28 protein-coding genes are annotated in these 22,838 nt (G+C 65.1%); 11 read left to right on the forward strand and 17 right to left on the reverse strand.

The features are described from left to right. The first annotated feature begins 129 nt into the window (after positions 1-129). Positions 130-1,374, forward strand: a complete 1,245-nt coding sequence (gene arsK, locus EN990_RS29440) for an arsenite efflux MFS transporter ArsK (protein WP_127384946.1) — start codon at positions 130-132, stop codon at positions 1,372-1,374. A gap of 10 nt (positions 1,375-1,384) precedes the next feature. Here the strand turns inward: arsK and EN990_RS29445 are convergent, their stop codons facing one another. From EN990_RS29445 to EN990_RS29475, 7 genes are all read right to left on the reverse strand, one after another. Beyond that, positions 1,385-2,113, reverse strand: coding sequence for an amino acid ABC transporter ATP-binding protein (locus EN990_RS29445; protein ID WP_024501778.1), 729 nt, complete (start codon positions 2,111-2,113; stop codon positions 1,385-1,387). A 56-nt stretch (positions 2,114-2,169) separates the two neighbouring features. Further along, positions 2,170-2,844: an amino acid ABC transporter permease gene (locus EN990_RS29450; protein WP_127368920.1), complete on the reverse strand. Its 675-nt coding sequence runs from the start codon at positions 2,842-2,844 to the stop codon at positions 2,170-2,172. After that, positions 2,841-3,512, reverse strand: coding sequence for an amino acid ABC transporter permease (locus EN990_RS29455; RefSeq protein WP_013530557.1), 672 nt, complete (start codon positions 3,510-3,512; stop codon positions 2,841-2,843). The genes EN990_RS29450 and EN990_RS29455 overlap by 4 nt, the downstream gene beginning before the upstream one ends. A 105-nt stretch (positions 3,513-3,617) precedes the next feature. Then, positions 3,618-4,424 carry an ABC transporter substrate-binding protein gene (locus tag EN990_RS29460; RefSeq protein ID WP_064994007.1) on the reverse strand — a complete coding sequence of 269 codons (807 nt, stop codon included), beginning with the start codon at positions 4,422-4,424 and terminating at the stop codon, positions 3,618-3,620. A gap of 110 nt (positions 4,425-4,534) precedes the next feature. Continuing rightward, positions 4,535-5,698: a saccharopine dehydrogenase family protein gene (locus tag EN990_RS29465; RefSeq protein WP_127368919.1), complete on the reverse strand. Its 1,164-nt coding sequence runs from the start codon at positions 5,696-5,698 to the stop codon at positions 4,535-4,537. Further along, positions 5,695-6,195 carry an Lrp/AsnC family transcriptional regulator gene (locus EN990_RS29470; RefSeq protein WP_024501775.1) on the reverse strand — a complete coding sequence of 167 codons (501 nt, stop codon included), beginning with the start codon at positions 6,193-6,195 and terminating at the stop codon, positions 5,695-5,697. The genes EN990_RS29465 and EN990_RS29470 overlap by 4 nt, the downstream gene beginning before the upstream one ends. 131 nt (positions 6,196-6,326) lie before the next feature. Continuing rightward, positions 6,327-7,199: a LysR substrate-binding domain-containing protein gene (locus EN990_RS29475; RefSeq protein WP_024501774.1), complete on the reverse strand. Its 873-nt coding sequence runs from the start codon at positions 7,197-7,199 to the stop codon at positions 6,327-6,329. A gap of 137 nt (positions 7,200-7,336) precedes the next feature. Between EN990_RS29475 and EN990_RS29480 the strand changes: the two genes are divergently transcribed. Continuing rightward, positions 7,337-7,543 (forward strand): hypothetical protein, encoded by a 207-nt coding sequence (locus EN990_RS29480; protein WP_063168653.1) that lies wholly within the window; start codon positions 7,337-7,339, stop codon positions 7,541-7,543. A 21-nt stretch (positions 7,544-7,564) separates the two neighbouring features. Beyond that, positions 7,565-8,314, forward strand: coding sequence for a sulfite exporter TauE/SafE family protein (locus EN990_RS29485; RefSeq protein ID WP_127368918.1), 750 nt, complete (start codon positions 7,565-7,567; stop codon positions 8,312-8,314). Between the two features lie 35 nt (positions 8,315-8,349). Here EN990_RS29485 and EN990_RS29490 read toward each other — a convergent pair whose 3' ends face one another. The 3 genes from EN990_RS29490 to EN990_RS29500 form a co-directional block, all read right to left on the reverse strand. Then, positions 8,350-8,844, reverse strand: coding sequence for a GNAT family N-acetyltransferase (locus EN990_RS29490; protein ID WP_127368917.1), 495 nt, complete (start codon positions 8,842-8,844; stop codon positions 8,350-8,352). Then, entirely contained in the window at positions 8,841-9,131 is a 291-nt protein-coding gene (locus EN990_RS29495; protein WP_013530564.1) for a DUF1778 domain-containing protein, read from the reverse strand. Before EN990_RS29495 ends, EN990_RS29490 begins: the two co-directional genes overlap by 4 nt. Positions 9,132-9,217: 86 nt before the next feature. Next, the gene (locus EN990_RS29500; RefSeq protein ID WP_127366237.1) at positions 9,218-9,667 is read right to left on the reverse strand and encodes a universal stress protein; all 450 of its coding nucleotides are present in this window, start codon (positions 9,665-9,667) and stop codon (positions 9,218-9,220) included. A 208-nt stretch (positions 9,668-9,875) separates the two neighbouring features. On the opposite strand from EN990_RS29500, the gene EN990_RS29505 reads away from it, so the two are divergent. After that, a complete protein-coding gene (locus tag EN990_RS29505) occupies positions 9,876-10,457 on the forward strand; it encodes a histidine phosphatase family protein (protein WP_127369982.1) in 582 nt (193 codons plus the stop codon). Positions 10,458-10,487: 30 nt separating this feature from the next. On the opposite strand, the gene EN990_RS29510 is transcribed toward EN990_RS29505, so the two are convergent. After that, a complete protein-coding gene (locus EN990_RS29510; protein WP_013530567.1) occupies positions 10,488-10,889 on the reverse strand; it encodes a VOC family protein in 402 nt (133 codons plus the stop codon). 120 nt (positions 10,890-11,009) lie between these two features. Next, positions 11,010-11,762, reverse strand: coding sequence for a pseudouridine synthase (locus EN990_RS29515; RefSeq protein ID WP_127369981.1), 753 nt, complete (start codon positions 11,760-11,762; stop codon positions 11,010-11,012). A 29-nt stretch (positions 11,763-11,791) separates the two neighbouring features. Here EN990_RS29515 and EN990_RS29520 point away from each other — a divergent pair, with 29 nt between their 5' ends. After that, positions 11,792-12,367 (forward strand): SRPBCC domain-containing protein, encoded by a 576-nt coding sequence (locus tag EN990_RS29520; protein WP_245469222.1) that lies wholly within the window; start codon positions 11,792-11,794, stop codon positions 12,365-12,367. 41 nt (positions 12,368-12,408) lie between these two features. Here EN990_RS29520 and EN990_RS29525 read toward each other — a convergent pair whose 3' ends face one another. Next, a complete protein-coding gene (locus EN990_RS29525) occupies positions 12,409-13,239 on the reverse strand; it encodes a helix-turn-helix transcriptional regulator (protein ID WP_245268616.1) in 831 nt (276 codons plus the stop codon). Positions 13,240-13,329: 90 nt separating this feature from the next. Between EN990_RS29525 and EN990_RS29530 the strand changes: the two genes are divergently transcribed. Further along, entirely contained in the window at positions 13,330-14,214 is an 885-nt protein-coding gene (locus tag EN990_RS29530; protein ID WP_024501766.1) for an SDR family oxidoreductase, read from the forward strand. Positions 14,215-14,303: 89 nt separating this feature from the next. Here EN990_RS29530 and EN990_RS29535 read toward each other — a convergent pair whose 3' ends face one another. Next, positions 14,304-15,002, reverse strand: a complete 699-nt coding sequence (locus tag EN990_RS29535) for a RibD family protein (protein WP_063168646.1) — start codon at positions 15,000-15,002, stop codon at positions 14,304-14,306. Positions 15,003-15,127: 125 nt separating this feature from the next. Here EN990_RS29535 and EN990_RS29540 point away from each other — a divergent pair, with 125 nt between their 5' ends. From EN990_RS29540 to EN990_RS29565, 5 genes are all read left to right on the forward strand, one after another. Next, positions 15,128-15,691 (forward strand): dienelactone hydrolase family protein, encoded by a 564-nt coding sequence (locus EN990_RS29540; protein ID WP_024501764.1) that lies wholly within the window; start codon positions 15,128-15,130, stop codon positions 15,689-15,691. A 306-nt stretch (positions 15,692-15,997) separates the two neighbouring features. Next, positions 15,998-16,945 carry a substrate-binding domain-containing protein gene (locus EN990_RS29545; RefSeq protein ID WP_013530574.1) on the forward strand — a complete coding sequence of 316 codons (948 nt, stop codon included), beginning with the start codon at positions 15,998-16,000 and terminating at the stop codon, positions 16,943-16,945. Positions 16,946-17,187: 242 nt separating this feature from the next. Beyond that, complete coding sequence (locus EN990_RS29555) at positions 17,188-18,756, forward strand: sugar ABC transporter ATP-binding protein (protein ID WP_127384942.1); 1,569 nt, start codon at positions 17,188-17,190, stop codon at positions 18,754-18,756. After that, positions 18,753-19,769 (forward strand): ABC transporter permease, encoded by a 1,017-nt coding sequence (locus tag EN990_RS29560; protein ID WP_013530576.1) that lies wholly within the window; start codon positions 18,753-18,755, stop codon positions 19,767-19,769. Before EN990_RS29555 ends, EN990_RS29560 begins: the two co-directional genes overlap by 4 nt. A gap of 109 nt (positions 19,770-19,878) precedes the next feature. Beyond that, positions 19,879-21,168, forward strand: coding sequence for a hypothetical protein (locus tag EN990_RS29565; RefSeq protein WP_127369564.1), 1,290 nt, complete (start codon positions 19,879-19,881; stop codon positions 21,166-21,168). 27 nt (positions 21,169-21,195) lie between these two features. On the opposite strand, the gene EN990_RS29570 is transcribed toward EN990_RS29565, so the two are convergent. From EN990_RS29570 to EN990_RS29580, 3 genes are all read right to left on the reverse strand, one after another. Next, a complete protein-coding gene (locus EN990_RS29570; RefSeq protein WP_127369563.1) occupies positions 21,196-21,765 on the reverse strand; it encodes a hypothetical protein in 570 nt (189 codons plus the stop codon). Beyond that, on the reverse strand, positions 21,762-22,391 hold the full coding sequence (locus tag EN990_RS29575) for a hypothetical protein (protein WP_127369562.1): 630 nt from the start codon (positions 22,389-22,391) through the stop codon (positions 21,762-21,764). Before EN990_RS29575 ends, EN990_RS29570 begins: the two co-directional genes overlap by 4 nt. Next, a partial coding sequence (locus EN990_RS29580; protein ID WP_127388471.1) for a hypothetical protein occupies positions 22,388-22,838 on the reverse strand: 451 nt, incomplete at its 5' end. The genes EN990_RS29580 and EN990_RS29575, both read right to left, overlap by 4 nt.

Below are 22,838 nucleotides of genomic sequence, written 5' to 3' on the forward strand. Positions count from 1 at the left end.
GGCCTGCTCCCGCCGCTGTCGATGCCTGCTGCGTCAGGGATGCGGACGCCAAGGCAACGGGCGCGTCGGGTTGCGGCTGCGCAACCGCGCCGGCCACCGAGACGCGAGAGAATATGGCGGCCGGCGTCGATGCCTGAACGATCCGTCCTGCGCAAGGCGATCTGGGCGCTTGGGCTGACCCAGATCATCGGCTACGGCACGCTCTATTACAGCTTCTCGATCCTGGCGCCGGCAATGGCACGCGAGTTCGGGCTCACGGAAGGCTGGGTATTCGCAGCCCTGTCGGCCTCGCTGTTTGCCGGCAGCCTGTTCGCGCCGACTGCCGGGCGGTGGGCCGACCGCTTCGGCGCCGGCCGCATCATGACCGTCGGCTCGGTCGCGGCGGCTGTGGCGCTGGCGCTGTGCGCCGTCGCACCCGGCCGCGTGAGCTTCGTTCTGGGATTGCTGGCGATGGAACTGGCCTCCAGCTTCGTCCTCTACAGCGCTGCCTTCGTGGCGATCGTGCAGGTCGGGGTTCCCCGGCCGCAACGCAGCATCACCCATCTGACGCTGATCGCCGGGTTTGCCTCTACCCTGTTCTGGCCGCTGACCTCGGCGCTGCATGCGCATCTCACATGGCGCGAGGTCTACCTTTTGTTCGCCGCTCTCAATCTCGGCCTATGCCTGCCGATCCACGCCTGGCTGATGCGCCTGTCGCGTCGCCACGCAACGGTCACGCCGCATGAGCGCGGTTCCGCCCCCCATGAAGCGGGAATGCCGCTCGATGCGCGGCGCGGCCGGGCCGCATTCCTGCTGATGCTGGCGGGGTTCGCCACCGAAGGCTTCGTGCTGTCGGCGATCCTCATCCACATGGTGCCGCTGACGGCGGCCCTTGGGCTCGGCACCGCAGGCCTCTTCGTCTCGACCCTGTTCGGGCCGGCGCAGGTCGCTAGCCGGTTGATCAACATGCTGTTTGGCGGGCGGCTGCAGCAGACGCACCTTGCCGTCATTGCCGCGTCACTGCTCACGGCCGGGCTGTGTGCGCTGTTGCTGACCACGCCATGGCTGCCCGGCGCCTTCGTGTTCGTATTCCTGTTCGGCCTCGGCTCCGGCCTCACCAGCATCGTCGGCGGCACCTTGCCGCTCGAACTCTTCGGCCGCGAAGGCTATGGCGCGCGGCTGGGATGGGCGAGCGCCGCCCGTCAGTTCACCTCGGCCTTCGCGCCGTTCGCGCTCGCCTTCATGATGGCGCGGACATCGGTCGCCAATTCCCTGTGGGTGCTGGTGGTCGTCGCCGCGAGCGGCGTCATCGCCTTCCTCGCCATCGCGCTGCTCAGGCGGCGCGGCGGCCCGGCAGCGTTTGCGATTGGCGGCAGCGCGGAAGAGGCGACCTGACCGCCCGCCTTTAGTGCCGCAGAATCTTGCTCAGGAAAGCGCGGCTGCGGTCGGTCTTGGGGTGTGAGAAGAACTCGTCGGGCGTGCCGCTTTCGACGATGGCGCCGGCGTCCATGAACACCACGCGCTGGGCGACCTTGCGGGCAAAGCCCATCTCGTGCGTCACCACCATCATGGTCATGCCTTCCTCGGCGACCGCCACCATGACGTCGAGCACTTCGGAGATCATCTCGGGGTCGAGCGCCGAGGTCGGCTCGTCGAACAGCATGATCTTGGGCCGCATGCCGAGGCAACGCGCGATCGCCACGCGCTGCTGCTGGCCGCCGGAGAGCTGTGCGGGATAGGCATTGACCTTGTCGGCGAGGCCAACCTTGGCCAGCAATTCGCGGCCTGCTTTTTCAGCCTCGGCGCGCGGGATCTTGCGGACATGGATTGGGGCGAGCGTGACGTTTTCGAGTGCCGTCTTGTGCGGATAGAGGTTGAACGACTGGAAGACGAAGCCGATCTCGGTGCGCAGTTGCGTCATGTTGGTGGCGGGATCGCCGAGCCGCTGGCCGTCGACGACGAGGTCGCCGTCCTTGATCGCCTCCAGGCCGTTGACGCAGCGGATCAGAGTGCTTTTGCCCGAGCCGCTCGGGCCGCAGACGACGACCACTTCGCGCGGTTCGACGCTGAGCGTGATGTCCTTGAGCACGTTGAGCGAGCCGAACCATTTGTTGACGCCGCGAAAGTCGATCATGCCGGTTTTGGCAAGGCCCGTTTTGGTCATGTTTTCTGGACCTTTGAGGTTGGAAGTCACAACTGCACCTCGCCATGCGCCGCGCCCATGCGCTGCTCCAGCCGGCGGGCCAGCATGATCAGCGGATAGCAGACGATGAAATAGCCGGCGCCGACAAGGAAGAAGACCAGCAGGCCGTTGGGCACACGCTGCACCACCAGCCAGCCGACGCGGGTGAGGTCGGTGAGGCCGATGGCCGAGACGACGGAAGAATCCTTGATCAGCAGCACATATTGCCCGACCAGCGGCGGCAGCACGATGCGCATGGCCTGCGGCAGCACCACCTGGCGCATGCGCTGCCAGCGCGACAGGCCGGACGCCAGTGCCGCCTCGACCTGGCCGGTCGGTACCGAGCGGATGCCGGCGACGACGATCTCGCAGATGAAGCAGGCAGCCAGATTGGTCAGCGCGATGATGCCGGCGGTGAAGGCGTCGAGCTCGATGCCGAACTCCGGCAGGATGAAGAAGATCAGGAAGATCTGCACCAGGAACGGCGTGCCGCGGATCAGGTCGACCCAGGCGCCGATCAAGCCCGAGATCAGACGGTTGCCGCCGGTGCGCAGGATGCCGAGGCCGAAGCCGAGCAGCGTGCCGAGCACCAGGCTGATCAGCGACAGCAACACGGTCATGCCGAGGCCGCGCAGGGCCAGTGGATAGGAGCCGGCGAGGCTTTGCAGTTGTTGCCAGATCATGTCCGCGCCCCCGCTGTGCCGAGCCAGCGGCTGGAGAGCCCAGCCAGCCCTTTCAGGCCGTAATAGAGCAGCAGATAGAAGGCGGCGATGGTGAGGAAGCCTTCCGCCGGCATGAAGCGGTCGGAGGCGAGCAATTGACCGGCGCGTGTCAGTTCCGAAACAGAGATCAGCGACAGAAGGGCGGAATCCTTGACCAGCACGATCGCTTGGCCGAGCAGCGGCGGGATCGTCACCTTGAAGGCTTGCGGCAGGACGACAAGGCGCATGCGCTGGACATAGGTCATGCCCGAAGCGACGCTGGCCTCGACCTGGCCGCGCGGGATCGACAGGATGCCGGCGCGAATGATTTCAGCGATATAGGCGCCGCTGTTCAGCGACAACGCGAGGATGCCGACGACGAGTTCCGGCAGAACGAAGCCGAGCCGGGGCAGGCCGAAATAAAGAAAATAGAGCTGCGCCAGCAAGGGCGTGGCACGCACCGCATCGATATAGGCCTTGGCTGGGGCGCGAAACAGCCAGCCGCGCTGCAGATTCATGGCGCACAGCACGATGCCGACGATGAGCGCGCCGACAAAGGACAGCGCCGACAGCCAAACGGTCGTGACCAGGCCCTGTCCGAACAACGGCAGGTATTCGACGATGGTGCGGAAACTGAAATTTTCGAGCATCGTTGGGTGAAATCCCCAGAGCGCAGGAAACGACAGATGAAACGAAATTCCGGGCGGCTTCGCGGCGTTTAAGATGCGCGCGAAACCGCCTGGATTTATCGCTGCTTAGTGATCCTTCTTCCAGGCGTCGGAATTGACCCAGTAGTCGAGGTTCTTCTGCAGGCGGCCGTCGATAGTGACCTGGTTGAGGAACAGGTTCATCCAGATCAACAGGTCCGGCTCATCATAGCGGGTGGCGAAGGCAAGCGGCTCCTTCGACAGAAGGTCCGGCATGATGGTGAAGGTGCCGGCCGGATAGGCGGTCGACTGGCCTTTGACCGCCGAGACGTCGTTGACGCCGCAGTCGGCCTGGCCGTTGTTGACGGCGTCGAGCAGCAGCGGACCGCCACCCTTGTAGCTCTTGATGTCGGCATCGGGGAAGGCTTTCTTGGCTTCCTTCTCGCCGGTGGCGCCGAGCAGCACGGCGATCTTGGTGCCCTTGGCTTTGCAGTCCTCGGTGGTCTTGAACTTGCTGTCGGCCTTGGTGAAGACGGTGCTGCCCGTGTACATGTAAGGCGTGGTGAAGGCGACCTTCATGCCGCGCGCCAGCGTCGGTGTCATGTCGGCGACCAGCAGGTCGGCCTTGCCCGACAGCAGCGCCGGGATCAAACCATCCCAGTCGAAGTCGAGGAAGGTGATTTTCACTCCCATTTCCTTGGCCATCAGTTCGGCCAGTTCGACCGAACTGCCGGTGCGTTCGCCATTGGCGCCGACCAGCGAGAAGGGCGGTCCCTGGGTCTGCACGGCGACGCGCAATTCGCCGCGCTTGGTGATGTCGTCGAGCGTACCCGCACTGGCCGCAGCGGTGAGCCCGGCGAGCGCAAGCCCGGCGATGAAAAGTCTTCCGGCGATGAAAAGTCTGGCAATCTTCATTTCGGTATTCCTCCCTGTTGTCGTTAATGTGTGCCCGCGGTTCTCCTTGGGCTCCTTTTTGAGCGGCAGCGCCGTTGCCGGCGGCAGCCACCGTTCGAAAATCTTTCGCCTCAGTCCCGTGCCACCGTCTCGGAAACCGTGATGCCACGCCTGGCCAATTCATCGAAGAACCTGATGTCGGGCACATCCAGCAGCGGGTTCAAAAAGCCGGGTCTGGTGATCTCGCCCCTCGCCAGCATCTGCGCCACGATGCTGGCGGGATAGCCGACGCCGAGGCTCATGCCGAACAGGCCGGAAACGAGATCGCGTTCGATGATCAGGTCCGACGTCACCGTCTTGGCGCGGCCGCCTTCGAGGCCGGAAAAGACATTGCGCATCACGCAAAGATCCTTTTCGCCGGGGCCGTATTGCAATTGCGGGCCGAGCAGCCGGCCAAGGAATTCGCGCGGGCTGTTGGAGGTGCCGGGCACCTTGTCCTCAGAGAGGAAACCGAGTTCCTTCAACGGCGCCCAGAAGGCCGACCATCCCGGCCAGCGCAGTGTGTAGCGGCCGGAGCGGCGCAGCCCTTTTGCGGCGTCCAGCATCTCGACATAGTGCAGCGCGTCGCCATTGGGGAAGGCTTCGAGCCTGCCGAGACCGGCAACCTCGATTTCATGGATGAACGGATTGTCGTGCTGCTGGCCGGCAGGCACCGCGACACGGTTCCCGTCCTCGATCATCACGCTGTCGCGGTTCTGGCTGACCAGGACCATGTCGAAATTCCAGCTCACCTTGTAGCACAGCGGCTTGGCCATCGCCTTCGGCTCGGGGATGCCGCCGCAATAGGAATCGATCGAAGAAATCGAGTCGAACTGCCTGGCGGCGCGCGCGTAGAGCACGAGGTCGATGCCGGGGTCGAGCCCGCATTCGGTCATAATCGAGACACCGGCCTGTTCGGCGGCCGGCGCCAGGTCGGCGATCGACTTGGCGTAATTGGTGGTGACCAGCGGCGTGCGCGTGGCAATCGCGGCCTTTACCGCCTCGCGCATCAGCGGCTGCGGCAACAGGTCGATGACGGCGTCGACATCATCAAGCACAGTGGCCAGGGCCTGGCCGATCGCGCCCTCAGGCACCACGAAGCGCACGCGGGCAAGATCGGTCAGGCCGGCAAGCCGGGCCGGGCCGTCCGCTGCGGTATCGACGCAGACGATTTCCTCGACGCCGTCGCTGGCGACGAGGTCGGTGATTGCCGCCCGGCCTTGCAAGCCGAGGCCGCCGAGAACCGCGATCTTCATGCCGGCTCCTTGCGGTCGTCCGACCAGCAGCCTTCCGGCAGGCTGACCCATTTGTTGCAGGACGCCATGACGACGAATGTCTCGCTGCGCACGACTTCGCCTGGCTCGCCGGCGCCGGGGATCAGCTCGCTGGTGACGCGGTAGAGATCGGCGACGTCACCGGCCACCGTCACGTCGACGATGATATCGAAGCGCCCGGTGACCACCGAGGCCGAGTTGACGAAGGGCAGTTCGGCAATGCGCTGCGCCAGTTCGCGGGCCCGGCCGCGCCCTTGGGCATTGATGCCGACAATGGCGGAGATCAGCTCGGGGCGCTCGGTCAGGTTCAGCAGCCCGACGATCTTGAGCAGGTTGCGGTCGAGCAGGTTGCGCAGCCGCGAGCGCACCGTCGGCACCGAAATCGCCAATATCTCGGCGATCCGGTTGATGCCCGGCTGGGCGTCCTGCGACAGCTGTTTGACCAGCCGCCGATCGGTCAGATCGAGATGTTCCCGCAAAGTCCCCGTCTTTCACAAAAGGAAAAAAGTTTGGCGATTTTTTTGCCAATGTGCAAACAAGCTACGTCACGAATATTTGAAAAGCAAGGCAATGATTCAGCGCTGATGGGGATAGGTGCTCGCTGTCCGGCTCACGCCAGCGCTGCCGCCAGCAATTTTGCCTGCGGCGTCAAATCGTCGAAGCGGCGGGCGCAGAGATTGAGCTGGCGCGTCGCCCAGTCGTCGGTCAGCCGAAGGCGTCGCAGCGAGCGTGCCGAGCGGCGCGCGGCACTTTCCGGCACGATGGCGATGCCGGCACCTTGCGCGACCAGCCGGCAGACATTGTCGAGGCCGGGAACGCGGATGCGGACATGCAGATGGCCGCCAAGGCGGGCCGCCTGGCGGGCGATGTGCTCCTGCAGCGCATGGCCGGTGCTGAGGCCGACGAAAGATTCGCCGAGAAGCTCAGTGAGGTTGACGGTGCGGCCTTCAAGGCCGGGCCGGTTTCGCGCGGCGATCACCACCAGCCGGTCGATGAAGAACGGTTTCTGCTCGAGGTGCGCAAGGCCGGCCCAGGTGGCGGCGATGCCGAGATCGGCCGCACCACTGGCCACGGCTTGCGCGATCTCATGGCTGGGGCGCTCGTCGAGCTCGATGTCGATGCCGGGATGCGCGACAAGGAAGGTGGGCAGGATCTCGCGCAGCAACTCGGCTGTGGCGGCGGTGTTGGCCATCAGCCGGACGCGGGCGCGCAGGCCGGTGGCATAGGCGGCGAGGTCGCCGGTCATCGCTTCGATCTGGTTCTGCACCGCGCGCGCATGATGCAGCAGCGCCTGTCCGGCCGCCGTCGGCACCACCCCACGGCGCCGGCGCTCCAGCAGCGGCGCGCCGAGCCGCTCCTCCATGCCCTTGATGCGGGCGCTGGCCGACGCCAGGGCCAGTCCGGCAAGCTCGGCGCCATGGGTGATGCTGCCGCGTTCGGCCACCAGCAGGAACAGGCGGAGATCGACCAGATCGAAGCGCATTCTCTTGCTCCTGCGAATATTCAGCGCCGGGAAGGCGGTCGGCCAACCAGCCTTCGTCGTGGCCGAAGGCTGGCAGCGCAACTTCCACATTGTGATCGGCCAGGATTTTCGTCAAACAGTTTCGAAGGAGAATTGCGATGAACGAACGAACATCAGGGCGGCTCGGCATTCTTGAAAGCACGGCGATCGTGCTGGCCATTGCCGTGGCCGGCCTTGCCATGGCGCGAGCGGGATCAGGCCTGCGGGGATGCGCGGCGACGGTCGTATCCACCAGCCGCGATGCGGCGCCGGCAAAGGCCGCCAGCCCGGATGCCGACGCAACCGATATGCTGCTGCATGACTGATCCGGCCCTGAAGATACGATCATGCTGAGCGCCGGCATCCTCGCCTGGATCGGCGCCGTGTTCCTCGCCGCCGGCTTCGTCAAGGGCGTCGTCGGCATGGGGCTGCCGACCGTGGCGATGGGGCTGCTGGCGGTAACGATGCCGCCAGCACAGGCCGCGGCACTGCTGCTGATCCCGTCGCTGGTTACCAACTTCTGGCAATTGCTGACCGGCCCGTCCTTCGGCCGGCTGTGCAAGCGGCTGTGGACGATGATGGCCGGCGTGATGCTCGGCACCGTTGCCGGCGCCGGCCTGCTGACCGGCACGCACTCTGGCGTTGCCTCGGCCGGGCTCGGTGCGGCGCTGGTGCTTTACGCCATTCTCGGCCTGCTCAAGCTTGGCTTCACCACGCCGGCGCGCGGCGAAGCCTTGATGTCACCGCTGGTCGGGGTGGCGACCGGGCTGGTCACCGGCGCCACCGGCGTCTTCGTCATCCCGGCGGTGCCCTATCTGCAGTCGCTGCGGCTGGAGAAAGAAGACCTGATCCAGGCGCTCGGCCTGTCCTTCACCGTGTCGACGGCGGCGCTCGCCATCGGGTTGTTCAGGACCGGCGCCCTGGCGTCGCCGAGTGCGCAAATGGTCGGTTCGGTCGCAGCCCTTGTGCCGGCGCTGGCCGGCATGTTCGCCGGCCAGGCGCTGCGCCAGAAGATGAGTGTCGAGACCTTCCGCAAAGTGTTCTTCGCGGGGTTGCTGGCGCTTGGGGTCTATCTCGTGGGGGAGTTGGTGTTCTAGGCGCCGGACTTCCCCAGAGCACTGGCAGGAAGTCGTCAGCCAATGCTTTCGCTGAGATCAGCGAGCGTGACCATGAGTGTCAACGGCTCGACCGGCGAGGGCTCGAACCCGATGGTGATGTAGAAAGCTCGGGCATCGTCGGAAATCGCATGCACCACTATGCCTTTGATGCCCAGTATTTCAGCAGCCTGGAGAATTCGTAGACCGGCATCCCTTACCAGCGCCCGCCCGATGCCCCGACCGTGATAGGCTTGGTCTACGGCCAACCTGCCTTGCACTGCGACGGGGATCGGATCGGGCATGTCGCGCCGGAAACGGCTGGAAGCTTCGACCATTTTCACGGCGCCGCTGGCAACGGCATAGTAGCCAATCACACGGTTGCCTTTGCAAGTCACATAGGTCCGGGATGCACCGCCCGCTTGATTGGTGCGAGCACGTTTTTTCAACCAATCGTCGAGCGCTGTAATGCCCGACGAAAATTCCCCGAGTTCGTGATGATCCGCGAGTGGAACCGGGACCGACAGCGTCACGCAGCTTCCCACGGAGCCTTTGTCGTCATCGTGCGGCGCAATCGGTCGTTGGGCTGCGGCGGCGCGTCGAGGCGTGCCAGAAACGCAGCGTAGACATCCGGTTCGACGGTAAACACGAGACGGTTGAGCAACGCTTCCTCAGCGGCGCGTTGCGAGGCTTCAAGCATGAAGTCGGTGCGATTCTTACCGAGCAATTCGGCTGCGCGGTCGATCAGATTGCGAACTTCCGGCTTGACGCGGATGTTGAGCGGAACGCTCTTCGGCACCGGATGATGTGACGTTGGCATGGACGGCTCCTTCGTCGCGCATATCTAGCACAGCGTAACGACATTGTCATTACCCGGTTCGATGGAGCATGCGATCCGTAGTAGCCCTAGCGCACGACCAGCACCGGGATCTCCGTGTAGGACAGCACTTCCGCCGTCTGGCTGCCGAGGAGCAGCTTGCCCAGCCCGCGGCGGCCGTGCGAAGCCATGACGATCAGGTCGCAGCCCAGGGCCTGCGACAGTTCCAGAATGGCTTCGGCGGGCCGCTTGTCCTCGACATGCACGACCTCCGCCGAGACGCCGGCGGCGTCGGCCGATGCCTTGCACCTGTCGAGAACTTCCTTGGCGTATTTGCGCGCCTCTTCCTGATAGGCGGCCAGTTCATCGCCGGCGGCGTAGCCGGCCATGGCGCCGCCCCAGGCGAAGATCGGGAATTGTTCGGAGACGGTGATGAAAGTAACAGAGGCGCCGAGGCCCTTGGCCAATGTCAGGCCGTGGGTAACGCCCTTGTCGGCCAGTTCCGATCCGTCCGTGGCGATGAGCAAATGTTTGTACATGATGACATGACCTGTTGCGCAAGGGCCGATGCCCTTGAGGTGGCGGGAGCCTTGTGGAGGGCTGGCCTTGATATAGTTGCGGCCTCGGGCCGATCACAGGGCCGGCCCCGCCGCGGATCAAGGCCAGGCGACCACGCAGTCTTGTACCAAGCGGATTCCCCTTTGCCGCATCGTCGCCTAAGGTGCCGGTGACATTGAAAGGCAGTCCATGAGCAACTCGTATCCGCAAATCCATCTGGTCCGGCATGGTGAGACGGCATGGAGCCTTTCGGGGCAGCATACCGGCCGCACCGACATGCCGTTGACCCCGGTTGGCGAGGCCGCCGCGCGGGGTGTCGCGGACAGGCTCGAGGGCCTGTCTTTTTCGGCCGTATGGTCGAGCCCGTCGCAGCGCGCCTACAACACCAGCGTACTGGCCGGCTTCGGCGCGCAGAGCGTCAAGAAGGACGATCTGCAGGAGTGGGACTATGGCGCCTATGAGGGGCTGACGACAAAACAGATCCTGGCCGAGCGCCGCGGCTGGAATGTGTTTCGCGATGGGTGTCCAAAGGGCGAGACGGCGGCCGATGTCGGCGCGCGGGCCGACAGGATTATCGCTGGGCTGCGCGAGGCCAATGCCAGCATATTGGTGTTTTCCAGCGCGCATTTTCTGCGCGTGCTGGCGGCGCGCTGGATCGGGCTGCCGCCGGAGGGCGGCGCGCTGCTCGTGCTCGATACGGCCAGCATCAGCGTGCTCGGCTACGAGCATGATTTGAGCGAGCCGGTCATCCGGAAATGGAACCAGAAATAGAGCAGCTTCGGCCAGCGGCACCGCTTACGCCTATCTGTCGAATTTCCTGATCGCCTCAGCGGTTACCGGCGTGAAGAAATTCACCAGATTGCCGTCAGGGTCGCGAAACAGCAGCGAGCGGTTGCCCCAGGGCATGGTGGTCGGCTTCTGCACAGTGATATTCCTGAGGAGGTCCGAGAGCCTGGCGAATTCAGCATCGACGTCGCCGACGCGGAACTCGATGATGGCGGTGTGGTTGTCGGCGGGGCGGGCGATGTCGCCGCCGAACAGCATCAAGGTGCGTGTGCTGCCGATCGCCAGCGTGCAGGTCGGCGTCGCCAGTTCGGCGAAGTCTTCCGTGTACACCGTCACGGGCATGCCGGTGATCTCACCGTAGAAGTGAACGAGACGCTGGACGTCCGACGTGATGATGCGGACGGAGACGAAATTCATTGCATTGGCTCCCTGATCGTTGAAGCCGTGGCCGGCTCCCATCCGACCTATAGGCCAGGCCTCCTGACAGCTTTCCGTCAGGAGGGATCGCCGTGCGGCTGCACCAGCGGCACGCCCTGCTTACCCCCTCAGCAGCGCCAACTCTTCTGCTGTCAAATGCCGTGCCGTACCCTTGGCGAGGTCGCCGAGCGGCAGGCGGCCGATAGCGATGCGGATGAGGCGCAGGATCTCGACGCCGTGCGCGGCGAGCAGGCGACGGATGTGGCGATTACGGCCTTCGTCGAGCACGATCTCCAGCCAGGCGGTGCGGCCGCCACTGCGCAAAAGTTCGATCGCGTTCGCGGTGAGCACCTCGCCGTCGACGGTCACGCCGGCGCGCAACGTCTCCAGCATCGGAGCATCCGGTACCGTGCCGATCTGCACGTGATAGGTTTTCGGCAAATGCGAAGCCGGGTCCATCAGCCGGTTGGCAAACCGGGTGTCGTTGGTCATCAGCAGCAGGCCTTCGCTCGCCTTGTCGAGGCGGCCGACCGGGGAGACGAAGGGCAAGTCGAGCCCTTCGAGGCAGGCATAGACGGTGTCGCGCTGCTGCGGGTCGTCGCGGGTGGTGACCAGCCCGCGCGGCTTGTTGAGCATGAGGTAGACCTTGCGCTCGGCAACCACCGGCCTGTCGTCGACGACGATGCGGTCGCGGTCGAGGTCGACGCGCAGCGCCGCATCGCGCACCACCTTGCCGCCGACACGCACGCGGCCTTCGGCGATCAGCACCTCGGCCTGCGTGCGCGAGCACAGGCCGAGCTTCGACAGCGCCCGGTTGAGACTGACGCCGGGCGCCGCCTGCCTGCCGCTCTGCCGTGTCTGCCGTGGTGTCATGGTGCCGTCTGCGCTGGTGGAGCCGACAGATGCCACGGGCTGCAATGGCTTCGCAAGCGTGGTGCTGTCTTCCTATACAGGGCAAGGGGCAATGGCGGCATCCGTACCGCCTGGAACAGCGATATTGTCGCCGCCGCATCCGCTATAATCTGCACCCCATGAGTGAGTCCGCTGCGCCGATAACCAAGACCGTCGTCATCGGTGCCGAGCCGGCCAAGGTCTGGCGGATACTGACGACGCCAGAAATGATCCCGCAATGGATGTCCGACGAGGAGTTGACCGTCAGCCTGCAAGGGCAGGCCGGCGGCGCGATCGTGATGCACGGACTGCTGCACGGAATGCCGTTCGAAAACCACGGCACCATCCGCACTTTTGAGCCGGGAATGAGCTTCGCCTACAGCTACTGGAGCACACTGTCGGCCTCGCGTCTGGCGGACGTGCCCGAAAATCACACCGTGGTCAGCTTCGACCTGGCGCCGGCGGATGGGGGAACACTGTTGACACTGACGCTCAGCGACTTCGCCGAACCGGCGATCCGGCCGCATGCCGATCTCTACTGGGGGCCGACCTTGCAGATCCTGAAGGCGGTCTGCGAGCGCGCTTGAGGGCGGGCGGGAGTCATCGCAGCGGATAGGTCGTCCCGCCCTTACGCTTTGGGGTATCGGGCGAGAGCCAGCGCGCGGATGCGGTCGGCGACGGCGCTGTCGACCGGGTTGTAGACGGTCAGGCTCAAATCCGGCCGGCCGTCGACCGCGAAGCCCGAATATTCCAGTTCGATATCGCCAAGTTCCGGGTGCTTCAGGCGCTTTGTCCCGTCGCCATGGCTGAGCACGCCGTTTTCCCGCCACAGGGCGGCAAACTCGGGGCTGGCGCTGCAGAGTTCGTCGACGAGTTCACGCACCTCGGAGACAGCGCCGGCGCGTGCCGCATCGGCCCGGAACGCGCCCACCACGAAACGGGCGAGGTTTTGCCAGTCGTGCTGCCTGGCGCGGATATGGGGACTGAGGAACATGAAGCGCAGAATGTTGCGCTCGCCCTCGGGCAGGGTGCTGTAGTCGGTCAGCACGACCCTCGCGGCACGGTTCCAGGCAACGACGTCCCAGGTAGCGGTCCTGACTATGGCGGGGCTGGCATCGAGCGTGTCGATGAGGCGCTGCAGCCGGGGGCTGACGCCTTCGACGCCCCTGTAGCGGACCTCGGGCGGGCGCCCCAGCCCGAGCATGAAAAGATGTTCGCGCTCCGCCTCGGTCAGCAGCAGCCCCTTGGCGATGCGGTTGAGGACATCGGCCGAGGGTGCGCCGCCGCGGCCCTGTTCCAGCCATGTGTACCAGGTCGGGCTGATGTTGGCGCGCTGCGCGACCTCTTCGCGGCGCAGCCCCGGCGTGCGTCTGCGTCCGGAAAACCCGAATGATGCGGGATCAAGCCGGGTGCGCCGGTCTTTGAGGAACGCTGCTAGTGAGCCGGAATTGGAGGGCATCCTGTTAGCCATTATACCACGATAAGATCACTACTTTAATAGAATAATAGACCAGCAATATTACGCGGGCAACTGTACAGGAGATTTTGCATGCGTATCTTTCTCACCGGCGCGACCGGTTTCATCGGTTCGGCGATCGTTCCCGAACTCATCAAGGCAGGCCACCAGGTGGTCGGCGTGACCCGCTCCGACGCCGGCGCCGAGGCGCTGGCCGCCGCCGGTGCTGAAGTGCATCGCGGAACGCTCGAGGAGCCCGAAGGGCTGTGCGATGGCGCGGCCAAGGCGGACGGCGTGATCCACACGGCATTCGACCACGACTTTTCGCGGTTTGCCGAGAATTGCGAAAAGGACAAACGCGTCATCGCCGCACTGGGCGCCGCGCTCGCCGGCTCCGACCGGCCGCTGGTGATCACCTCCGGCGTCGGCATGGGCAGTCCCGGGCATGGCCAGTTGGCGATCGAGGACGTCTTCAACGCCAGCCATCCCAATCCGCGCATCGCCTCGGAGCTGGCCGGCAATGCCTTGCTGGACGCCGGCATCAATGTGTCGGTGGTGCGGCTGCCGCAGGTCCACAATCCGGTCAAGCAAGGCCTTATCACGCCGCTCATCGAGATCGCGCGTGAAAGGGGCGTCTCGGCCTATGTCGGCGAAGGCCGCAATCGCTACTCCGCGGGCCACCTCCTCGATGCGGCGCGGCTTTACCGGCTCGCCGTGGAAAAGCGGCAGCCGGGCGCGCGCTATCACGCGGTCGGCGAGGAAGGTGTCGAAGTGCGCGCTATCGCCGAGGCGCTCGGCCGGGGTTTGAAATTGCCGGTGGTTTCCATTGCGCCGGAAAAGGCGGCGGAGCATTTCGGCTGGATGGCGATGTTCGCGCCGATGGATCTGCCGTCCTCCAGCGCTCTGACCCAGGCACGGCTCGGCTGGCACCCCACCGGCCCGACGCTGATCGCCGATCTCGACGCCATGCGGTATTGATGCGCTTAGCAACGCTCGAGGTGAGCCGAAGTCTCTGACTTCGTCAGCCCCGTCGCGGAGACCCTGGGCCACGCCGCGACCTTTCGGGATTATGCTCCAGGGCTGACCGCGTAGCGCAGATGGACGAGCCCATGCGCCAGCGCCTCGCAGCTCTTCAGGGACAGCTGCGTCTTGCCCGCCAGGCCGCTCTCGCCGAACTCGACGAAACCCTGATTGGCGGCCCGTCCGTCGATCGCGGGTGCAACGAGAAGGCTCAATTCATCGACGAGCCCGGCGGCGAGGAAGGAACCGTTGATGCTGGCGCCGCCCTCGAGCAGCAGCCGGCTTATGCCGAGTTCGCGTCCGAGGACCTCAAGCATCGCGGCGAGATCGATATCGCCGGTTTCCGCGACGATATAGGACACGCCGTCGGCGGCAAGCTCTGCCAAATGGCTGTCGGCAACGTCGCGCCCAAGCAGCACCACGACATGGTCGCCACCGATGTCGGGTTTGGAAAAATGAAGCTTGCCCGAGGCATCGAGCGCCACGGCATAACCCGCACCTATTTGCGCGAAATGATAGGGCCGGTCGACCTTGCCGGCATTGGCCGGCGGATGCGCGCCGGCCTTGCTCATCTCGGCCATGGTGACGCGCCCGACGATCCAGGCATCAGCCGCGAGATCATTATGGATATGCTCGTAGAGGCTCGACCACTCGGCCCGGGTGCCATCGGGGCTCGAGGTATAGCGGCTGGGGTGGAGGCTGCCGTCAAGGGATGCCAGCATATGGCAGATGATTTGCGGCTTCATGTTGTTCTCCAGTCGAGTGCTTTGGGTTCAGTCCAAAGTAGTGCCACGCCGGGAGAATGGAAGCCGCACGCCTCATGACGTACCCAGCCGTTGAGACGGCATGTGCCGGCAGGTATCATGACCGGATGTCCGCGAACATAATCCTGTTTCATTCGGTTCTGGGGCTGCGCGAGCACGAGCGGCATCTCGCTGGAAAGCTGGGCGCCGCCGGTCACGCCGTTTCGCTGCCGGACCTCTATGCGGGCGTGGCGACGGACGATCTCGAGCAAGGCTTCGCGATCAAGGCGCGGATCGGCTGGGAGGTCATTTGCCAAAGGGCGCGCGATGCCCTGGCCTCGACGCCCGGCGATACGGTGCTGGCGGGGATTTCGATGGGTGCAGGCGTGGTCGCGTCAGTCTGGGCCTTGCGGCCGCTGACGGCCAAGGTGCTGCTGTTGCATGGGCTGGCAACCGTGCCTGCGAACATCCGGCCCGGCCTGCCGGTTCAATTGCATGTCGCCGACACCGATCCGTTCTTCCCCGAGCCGGATGTCCGCGCCTGGCAGCACGCCGCCGAGGCCGCGCAAACCGATGTGCGGATCTTCCGCTATCCAAACTCGGGACATTATTTCTCGGATCCAGCTCTGCCCGACTACAACGACACAGCCGCGGCGCTGCTTTGGCAGCGTGTTCTGGCGTTCCTGGATTGAGAAGCAGAGGGGCGGCCTTGCATTGGAGGTCTTCCGACAAAGCGGCCCCCACGCCGGAAATCCAAAATCCGACAATTCCGATAATTTGCCTGGCACCGCTGTTATATCGATGTTGCACAAATGGTTGGCCCTGGGTTAGCATCCCTGCGCAGGCGTCGGTGGGAGGCTCTTTTTACAGCGGCGGCCAGCTGGAGCGGCATGCGTTTTCGGGCGCAGGGAGGATGCTCCACACTTTGAACCGACGCATGATCCTTCCTGAAACCGATCCCGGTTTTCGGGTCGTGCGTTCTTGTGGAGGAGGATCCCATGAACAGACGTGAATTCCTGCTGTCGTCCGCGGCTTTCGGCGCCATGATGGTTGCCGCGCCTTCTGTGTTTGCGCAGGACAAGCTCACTATCCTTGGCTCGGTGCCCAGTCTCGGCTTTCCGTTCTTCGTGCACATGCTGAACGAGATCAAGGCGGAAGCCGCCACGCAAGGCGTCAATCTGACCGAAAGCGACGGCCAGAACTCGGCCACCAAGCAGACCGCCGACATCGAGGCCGCCCTGGTGCAGAAGGTCAACGCCATCGTCATCTCGCCGCTCGACGTCAACGCCCTGGCGCCGGCCATCGAGGAAGCGGTCAAGGCCGGCGTTCCCGTAGTGACGATCGACCGCCGCGTAGACGGCGTCGAGGGCATCCTCGCCCATGTCGGCGCCGACAATGTGAAGGGCGGCGAGGCGGAAGCCAACGCCGTGGTGGCGGCGTTTCCCAACGGTGCCAAGCTGTTCCATCTGCAGGGCCAGCCCGGCGCCGGCCCGGCGATCGACCGCAACAAGGGCGTGCACAATGTGCTCGATCCTCTGAAGGACAAGTATCAGATCGTCTTCGAGCAGACCGCCAACTTCGCCCGCGCCGAGGCGCTGTCGGTGACCGAGGCTGGCCTTGCCGCCAACGGCAAACCCGACGCCATCGTCTGCGCCAATGACGACATGGCGCTGGGCGCCATGGAGGCTTGTGCCGCGCGCAACTTCACCGACGTCAAGATCTACGGCTTCGATGCACTGCCCGAAGCGCTGGTCGCCGTGCGCGACGGCAAGCTTGCGGGCACGGTCGAGCAATTCCCCGGCGAGCAGTCGCGCACTGCGGTGCGCATCGCGGTGGCCTTTGCCAAGGACAAGACCGAGCCGAAGGAGAAGCTGGTGCTGCTGACGCCAATCGTCATCGGCAAGGACAATCTCGACAAGGCGGAGCGGATTGGCGAGACGAAGTAGGGTTTGCGGGGATCGGCCGATTGGCAAAGCCGGCGGGACAGCGCCCCCCTCTGTCCTGCCGGACATCTCCCCCTCAAGGGGGAGATCGACTGTTCCTCCTGCTTTCGCCAGTTCCCAAATGTTGAAAGAAAAGGTGTCGCCGGTGACACAGCCAATCTCCCTTGAGGAGGAGATGTCCGGCAGGACAGAGGGGGGCGTTCAAGCGCTGACAGGCGACATCAACTGCATGGAAGGAGCCACCCTTGCCGCCAGCCGCTGAAGCCGCCTCGCCCGAACCCATCCTGCTTGCCGTCGAAGGCATCACCAAGCATTTCTCGGGCGTCACCGCGCTCAGCGATGTCTCGCTCGATATCCGCCCCGGCGAGATCCTCGGCCTGCTGGGCGAAAACGGCGCCGGCAAATCGACGCTGCTGAAAATCCTCTCGGGTGTGATGCCGCCATCCAGCGGGCATATCATCTTCGACAGTGCCGATTATCATCCCTCCAGCCCGCAGGATGCCAAGCGGCTTGGCATCGTCACCATCTATCAGGAACTGAGCCTGATCCCGACGCTGACTGTGGCGGAGAACATTTTTATCGGCCGCGCGCCGATCGGCCCGCTCGGGCTGGTGAGTTGGCGCAAGATGGAGGAAGATTCCCGCACGATCATCGCCCGCGTCGGTCTCTCCATAGACCCGATGACGCCGGTCTCGGCATTGTCGGTGGCCGAGCAGCAACTGGTCGAGATTGCTCGGGCGCTGTCGCTGGAAAGCCGGCTGATCATCATGGACGAGCCGACCTCGGCGCTGACCGAGACCGAGGTGCAGCGGCTGCTGTCGATCATGGACCGGCTGCGCAAGGACAAGGTCGCCATCATGTTCGTCACCCACCGGCTGGAGGAAGCGTCCGCCATATGCGATCGCATGACGGTGCTGCGCGACGGCAGGCTTGCCGGCCACCTTAACCGTGAAGGCGGGCCGATCGCGCTGCCGAAAATCATCGAGAAGATGGTCGGCCGCGCGGCGTCCGAGCTCTACGCCCGGCCGGCGCAACGCGCGGTGGCCGGCGATGTCGTGCTGTCGGTGCGCGGCCTGCGCACCGTGCGCGACCCCGAGGCGCCACACGCCATCGTGCTCGACGGCGTCGACATAGACCTCAAGGCCGGTGAAATCCTCGGCGTTGCCGGGCTTGTCGGCTCAGGCCGCACCGAACTGGCGCGCGCTATCTTCGGCGCCGACCGCATCGCGGCCGGCACCATCACGCTCGACGGCGAGCCGATCGCCCCGGCATCGCCCGCGGACGCCATTGCGCTCGGCATCGGCCTGGTGCCGGAGGACCGCAAGCACCAGGCGATCTTTGCCGCGCTGGGCATCCTGCCGAATTTCTCCATCGCTTCGCTGGGCAGCTTCAGCAACGGTTTCGGCTTCATGGCCGAGCGGCGCGAGCGCGATGCGCTGTCCGGGTTTCGAAAGATGCTGTCGATCCGCATGGCTTCGGCCGAGCAGGCGATCGAGGGCCTGTCGGGCGGCAACCAGCAAAAGGTGATCCTGGCGCGCTGGCTCGCGCGCGATCCGAAAGTGCTGATCGTCGACGAGCCGACGCGCGGCGTCGATGTCGGCGCCAAGACCGAGGTGCACCAGATCCTGGTGCAGCTTGCGGCGCGCGGCATTGCGGTGATGATGATCTCGTCCGAGCTGCCCGAGGTGCTGGCGGTTTCGGACCGCATCGTCACCATGCGCCGCGGACGCATCACCGGCCAGATGCCGGGCGTCGAGGCAAACGAGGAAAGACTGATGGAACTGATGGCACTCGACCGCAAGGAGACACTATGAGCGTGGCGGGGGAGCAGGATCAGCGCGGCGGCATCAACTTCGCGCGGCTTTTGATGAGCTTCGGGCCGCTGCTGTTCCTGGTGGCGCTGATCATCGTCTTCACGGTGCTGAAGCCGAGCTTCATGGACCCGATCAACCTGTTCAACATCACAAGGCAGATCTCGATCACCGGGCTGATCGCGCTCGGCATGACCTTCGTCATCCTTACCGCCGGCATCGACCTGTCGGTCGGCTCGCTGCTCGCCTTCTGCGGCATGGTCGCCGCCGTGGTCGCCAAGGGCGGCACGGCCAACACGCTGTCGCTGTCGACGAGCGGCACGCAAGGGTTCGGCTGGTTCGCCGCGCTGCTGGCCGCCATCATCGTCGGAGCCGCTGCCGGCGGCGTGCAGGGACTTGTCATCACCCGGCTGAAAGTGCCGCCCTTCGTCGTCACGCTGGGCGGGCTGACGGTGTTTCGCGGGCTGACGCTGACCATCTCCAATGGCGGCCCGATCTCGGGCTTCGACGCCTCGATGCGCTGGTTCGGCACCGGGCTGATCGGCCCGGTGCCGGTGCCGGCGCTGATCTTCGCGGCGGCCGCCATCCTGTGCCACATCGTGCTGCGCTACACGCGCTATGGCCGCGCCGTCTATGCCGTCGGCGGTAATGCGGAAGCAGCGCGGCTGTCGGGCCTGCGCGTCGACCGCATCCTGGTCTCGGTCTACGTCATTGTCGGCTTCTTCGCCGGGCTCGCGGCCTTCGTGCTGTCGGCCAGGCTGAACTCCTCGGAAGCGGTGGCGGGCATCGGCTACGAACTGACCGTCATTTCGGCCGTCGTCATCGGCGGGACCTCGCTGTTCGGCGGCATCGGCTCGGTCGGCGGCACGGTGGTGGGCGCGGCGCTGATCGGCGTGCTGCAGAACGGGCTGCAGTTCAACAATGTCTCGTCCTACACGCAAAGCATCGTCATCGGGCTCATCCTGATCCTGGCGGTGGCGTTTGATCGGTGGCTGAAGTCGAGGGTGCGACGGTGAGGGGGACGGTTCTCCCTTCTCCCACAGTGGGAGAAGGGAGCCCCATTCCTTGCAAAACAATCATGCTTTGCTAGAAAGGTTTTGGCGGGTGGCATCGTGAGAGAACCTCATGTTTGCCGATATCATCAGACCGATCACCCTAGGTTTTTCGCTGCTGCGGCGGTTCTGGCCGCAACTCATGGCACTCGTGCTGGCCGGCGTGCTGGTCGGCGATCTCCTCATGCTGCTGGCGGCGAAGGTGGCGCTGGCCAATCACTTCGCCGGGTTGGCGATGCTGACGCTGGTGGCGCTGGCGCAGCTGGTGATGACGGTGGCAATGTTCCACGTGCTGCGCCCCGGCCTGCCGCATGTGGTGGCCGCGCAGCGCGGCGCCGACAAGGCCGCAACCACCGAGACGCAAACGAAGCCGGGTGCCGAGGCTGACCGGCGCGGCTCGCGGCTGGTGCGGATGATCACCATCGCGCTTCTGCCGTTCTTCGCCTATTATGCCGCCTGGGGATTTCTGGGCGACATCGTGCGACAGTATTCGCGCGAAACACTCGACCAGGCCGATTTCGGCCAGAGCGCTGATGTGCTCGACGTGCTCGACTCGCGCTGGCTGCTGGTCTCCGTGGCGGTGTCCTGGCTGATCCGCCGGCTGGCCAAATTCATGCAGGCTAAGACAGGTGCGGAGTCGTTCTGGCAGATCGTGGTGGTGATCTGCGAGACCAACTGGATTTTCGTCGGTCTCTACGTGATCAGCCGCTGGAAGGACTCGGCGCTGCAATGGCTGATGAGCCGCAATTTCTGGTCGGTCCTGCAGGCATCGGTGGACGGGCTGGCAAACCCGGTGCCGATGGCCTCGGCCGCACCCATGGTGCCGGTCGAGATCTCCTCGATCGCGCCGTCGACGGCTGCGATCAACCTGTTCTTCTTCATGCTCCTGCCGCTGATCTGGCTGGTGATGGCGGCGCTGATCTACGGCTATGATGTGCGCGACGATGCTGCCCTGATGCGCGTGCACGGCCGGCTGGAGCGTGCCGGCCAGCGCTATGCCGGCCTGCCGAAATTCCTGCGCGATTTCGTCGAGCATTTCATCGCCGGCTACCGCTCGCGCTATCTGCCGATCGCCAACGGCGTGCGGCTGACGGTCAGCGCCAGCCTGGTGCTGTTGTGCACGCTGGTGGTCGGCTACCGGTTGCTCGACTGGGGCGCGGCCTGGCTGTGGCTCGGCGCGACGCGGCTGATCGGCCCACACGAGCTCGATATCTGGCAGATTTTTTCGCATGCCGTGACGCTGCTCTTCGGCAGCCCGTTCCAGGATTCTTCCACCGGCATCCTGATCGAGCCGCTGCGCATATGCTTTCTCGCCGCCGTGCTGGAGACGGCGTTTTCGATGGCGAAGCGGGCGGGGAAGTGAGCTTTCTTTACGGGGAGAAGGATGCTGTCACTTCGGCGGCCGCTGAAAACGCAGGAACCAGGGGCGCTCGCTGCCCAGGCCAATGGCTGGGCGGATGGTCTCGATGGCATCCTCGGGCACGATGAAGGTCTCGCCGACGCTGATGATTTCGCCCTTTTTGGCGCCGGAGAAGATCGCCGAGGTGCAGTTCATCACGCCGTCCGGCAGGCTGACGCCGGGGATGAAGTCGGGCAGCCAGCGGCGGCCGGCGGCGTCGGTCAGCATCACCTTGCAGCCCAGCCACTGCTTTTGCAGATCGGGATCGCCGACCGTGACGGCGAAGGTGGCGATGACGGCCATGGCATGGTCGGGCAAGCGGCCGGCCTTGCCGCCGCGCAAATCGGCCAGCCGCCATTCGCTGCCGCCGAACGGCGCGCCTTGGCCAAACTCGACATCCCTGGCGATGAGGTCCTCGCCATGCAGCCATTCACGGATGCTCTCATAGCTGGTTTCGGCCAGCGTCAGCGGCAGCAGGATAGCGAGCGCGGCAAGACCGCGCCGTCGCCATTTTTTCTCGCCACCGCCGGCTGGGTCGATGTCGGTTGAAACCGCGCTCATGTCTTGCCCTGCCGTGTCTGGCCCTGCCGTGTCTGGCCCTGCGGCGGTGCAGGAGCGTCGAGATCGTATAGCGGCAAGACATCCGCCGGTTGACCATCGGCACCGGTCGGAACGGCATCGAGGCTGATGCGAGCCTGGGCGTCGAGCGGGCCGAACTGACGTGCGGCGATAAGCAGGCTGGCGCCTCGGATCTGGTCGGCCGGCAACTCGAAGACGAACAGGCCGCTTCTCTCCAGCCCTGGATCGACGGCATGTGGCGGCATATCCTGGCGATAGTTGAGCCGCTCCGTCTGGCGGTAGCGCAGGCCGGTCGGGCCTTGCCAGGTGCCGTCGGCGACCGTGGTGGAGGTGCTGGTGGCGGTGAGATTGGTCGTCGCCACCGCCCACAGGCCGCTGGTGGTCAGCAGCCTTTCCTGGCCGAACTGGTTGGTCTTCAGCGTGCGCGCAAAGACCATTCTGTCGAGGCGGACATCGAAGCTGCGCGCCCGCACCGTGTCGTGCATGGCGCCATCGATGGGGATCGGCGCGGTAAGTTCGGCATAATGCGGCTTCGACACCTGCATGCCGTAGCTGAGCGCCACGGTGGCGGCGACGATCAGGAGATTGCCGATGGCGCGGATCCTCATGAGCCGCTCTCGGGCAGGTCGGCGACCGGCATGGTGACGGTGCCGAGCCGATAGGGATTGAACCAGCCCGGCGTGCCGTAAAGATTGTCGCGCGGCTTGAAGATCTCGGCGGTGACGCCGAAGCTGAGATTTGCCGGCACGGCGGCGTTACCGGCAAGCGGCCAGACATAGGCCATGCGTTCGGTCATGCCGGGATGCAGTTCCGGCGTCAGCGTCGAATCGCGGGCCAGCGCGATCATCGGCGTGGAATCGGGCAGGTCGATCCCGTCCGGCTTGAAGACGTTGAAATAAGCCTTGTCGGATTGCGCCGTGCGATTGGTCAGATCGGCCTCCAACACCAGCGCCTTCTGGCCTGGTTTCAGCGCCACGCCATAGAGTTTGGCGCGGCTGACATAGGCGCGCGCGGGCTGGACCCGCCAGCGCCCGGCATCGATGGCGGCATCGGGC

It is taken from the genome of Mesorhizobium sp. M7A.F.Ca.US.005.03.1.1 (assembly GCF_003997975.1).
Classification (GTDB): domain Bacteria; phylum Pseudomonadota; class Alphaproteobacteria; order Rhizobiales; family Rhizobiaceae; genus Mesorhizobium; species Mesorhizobium ciceri.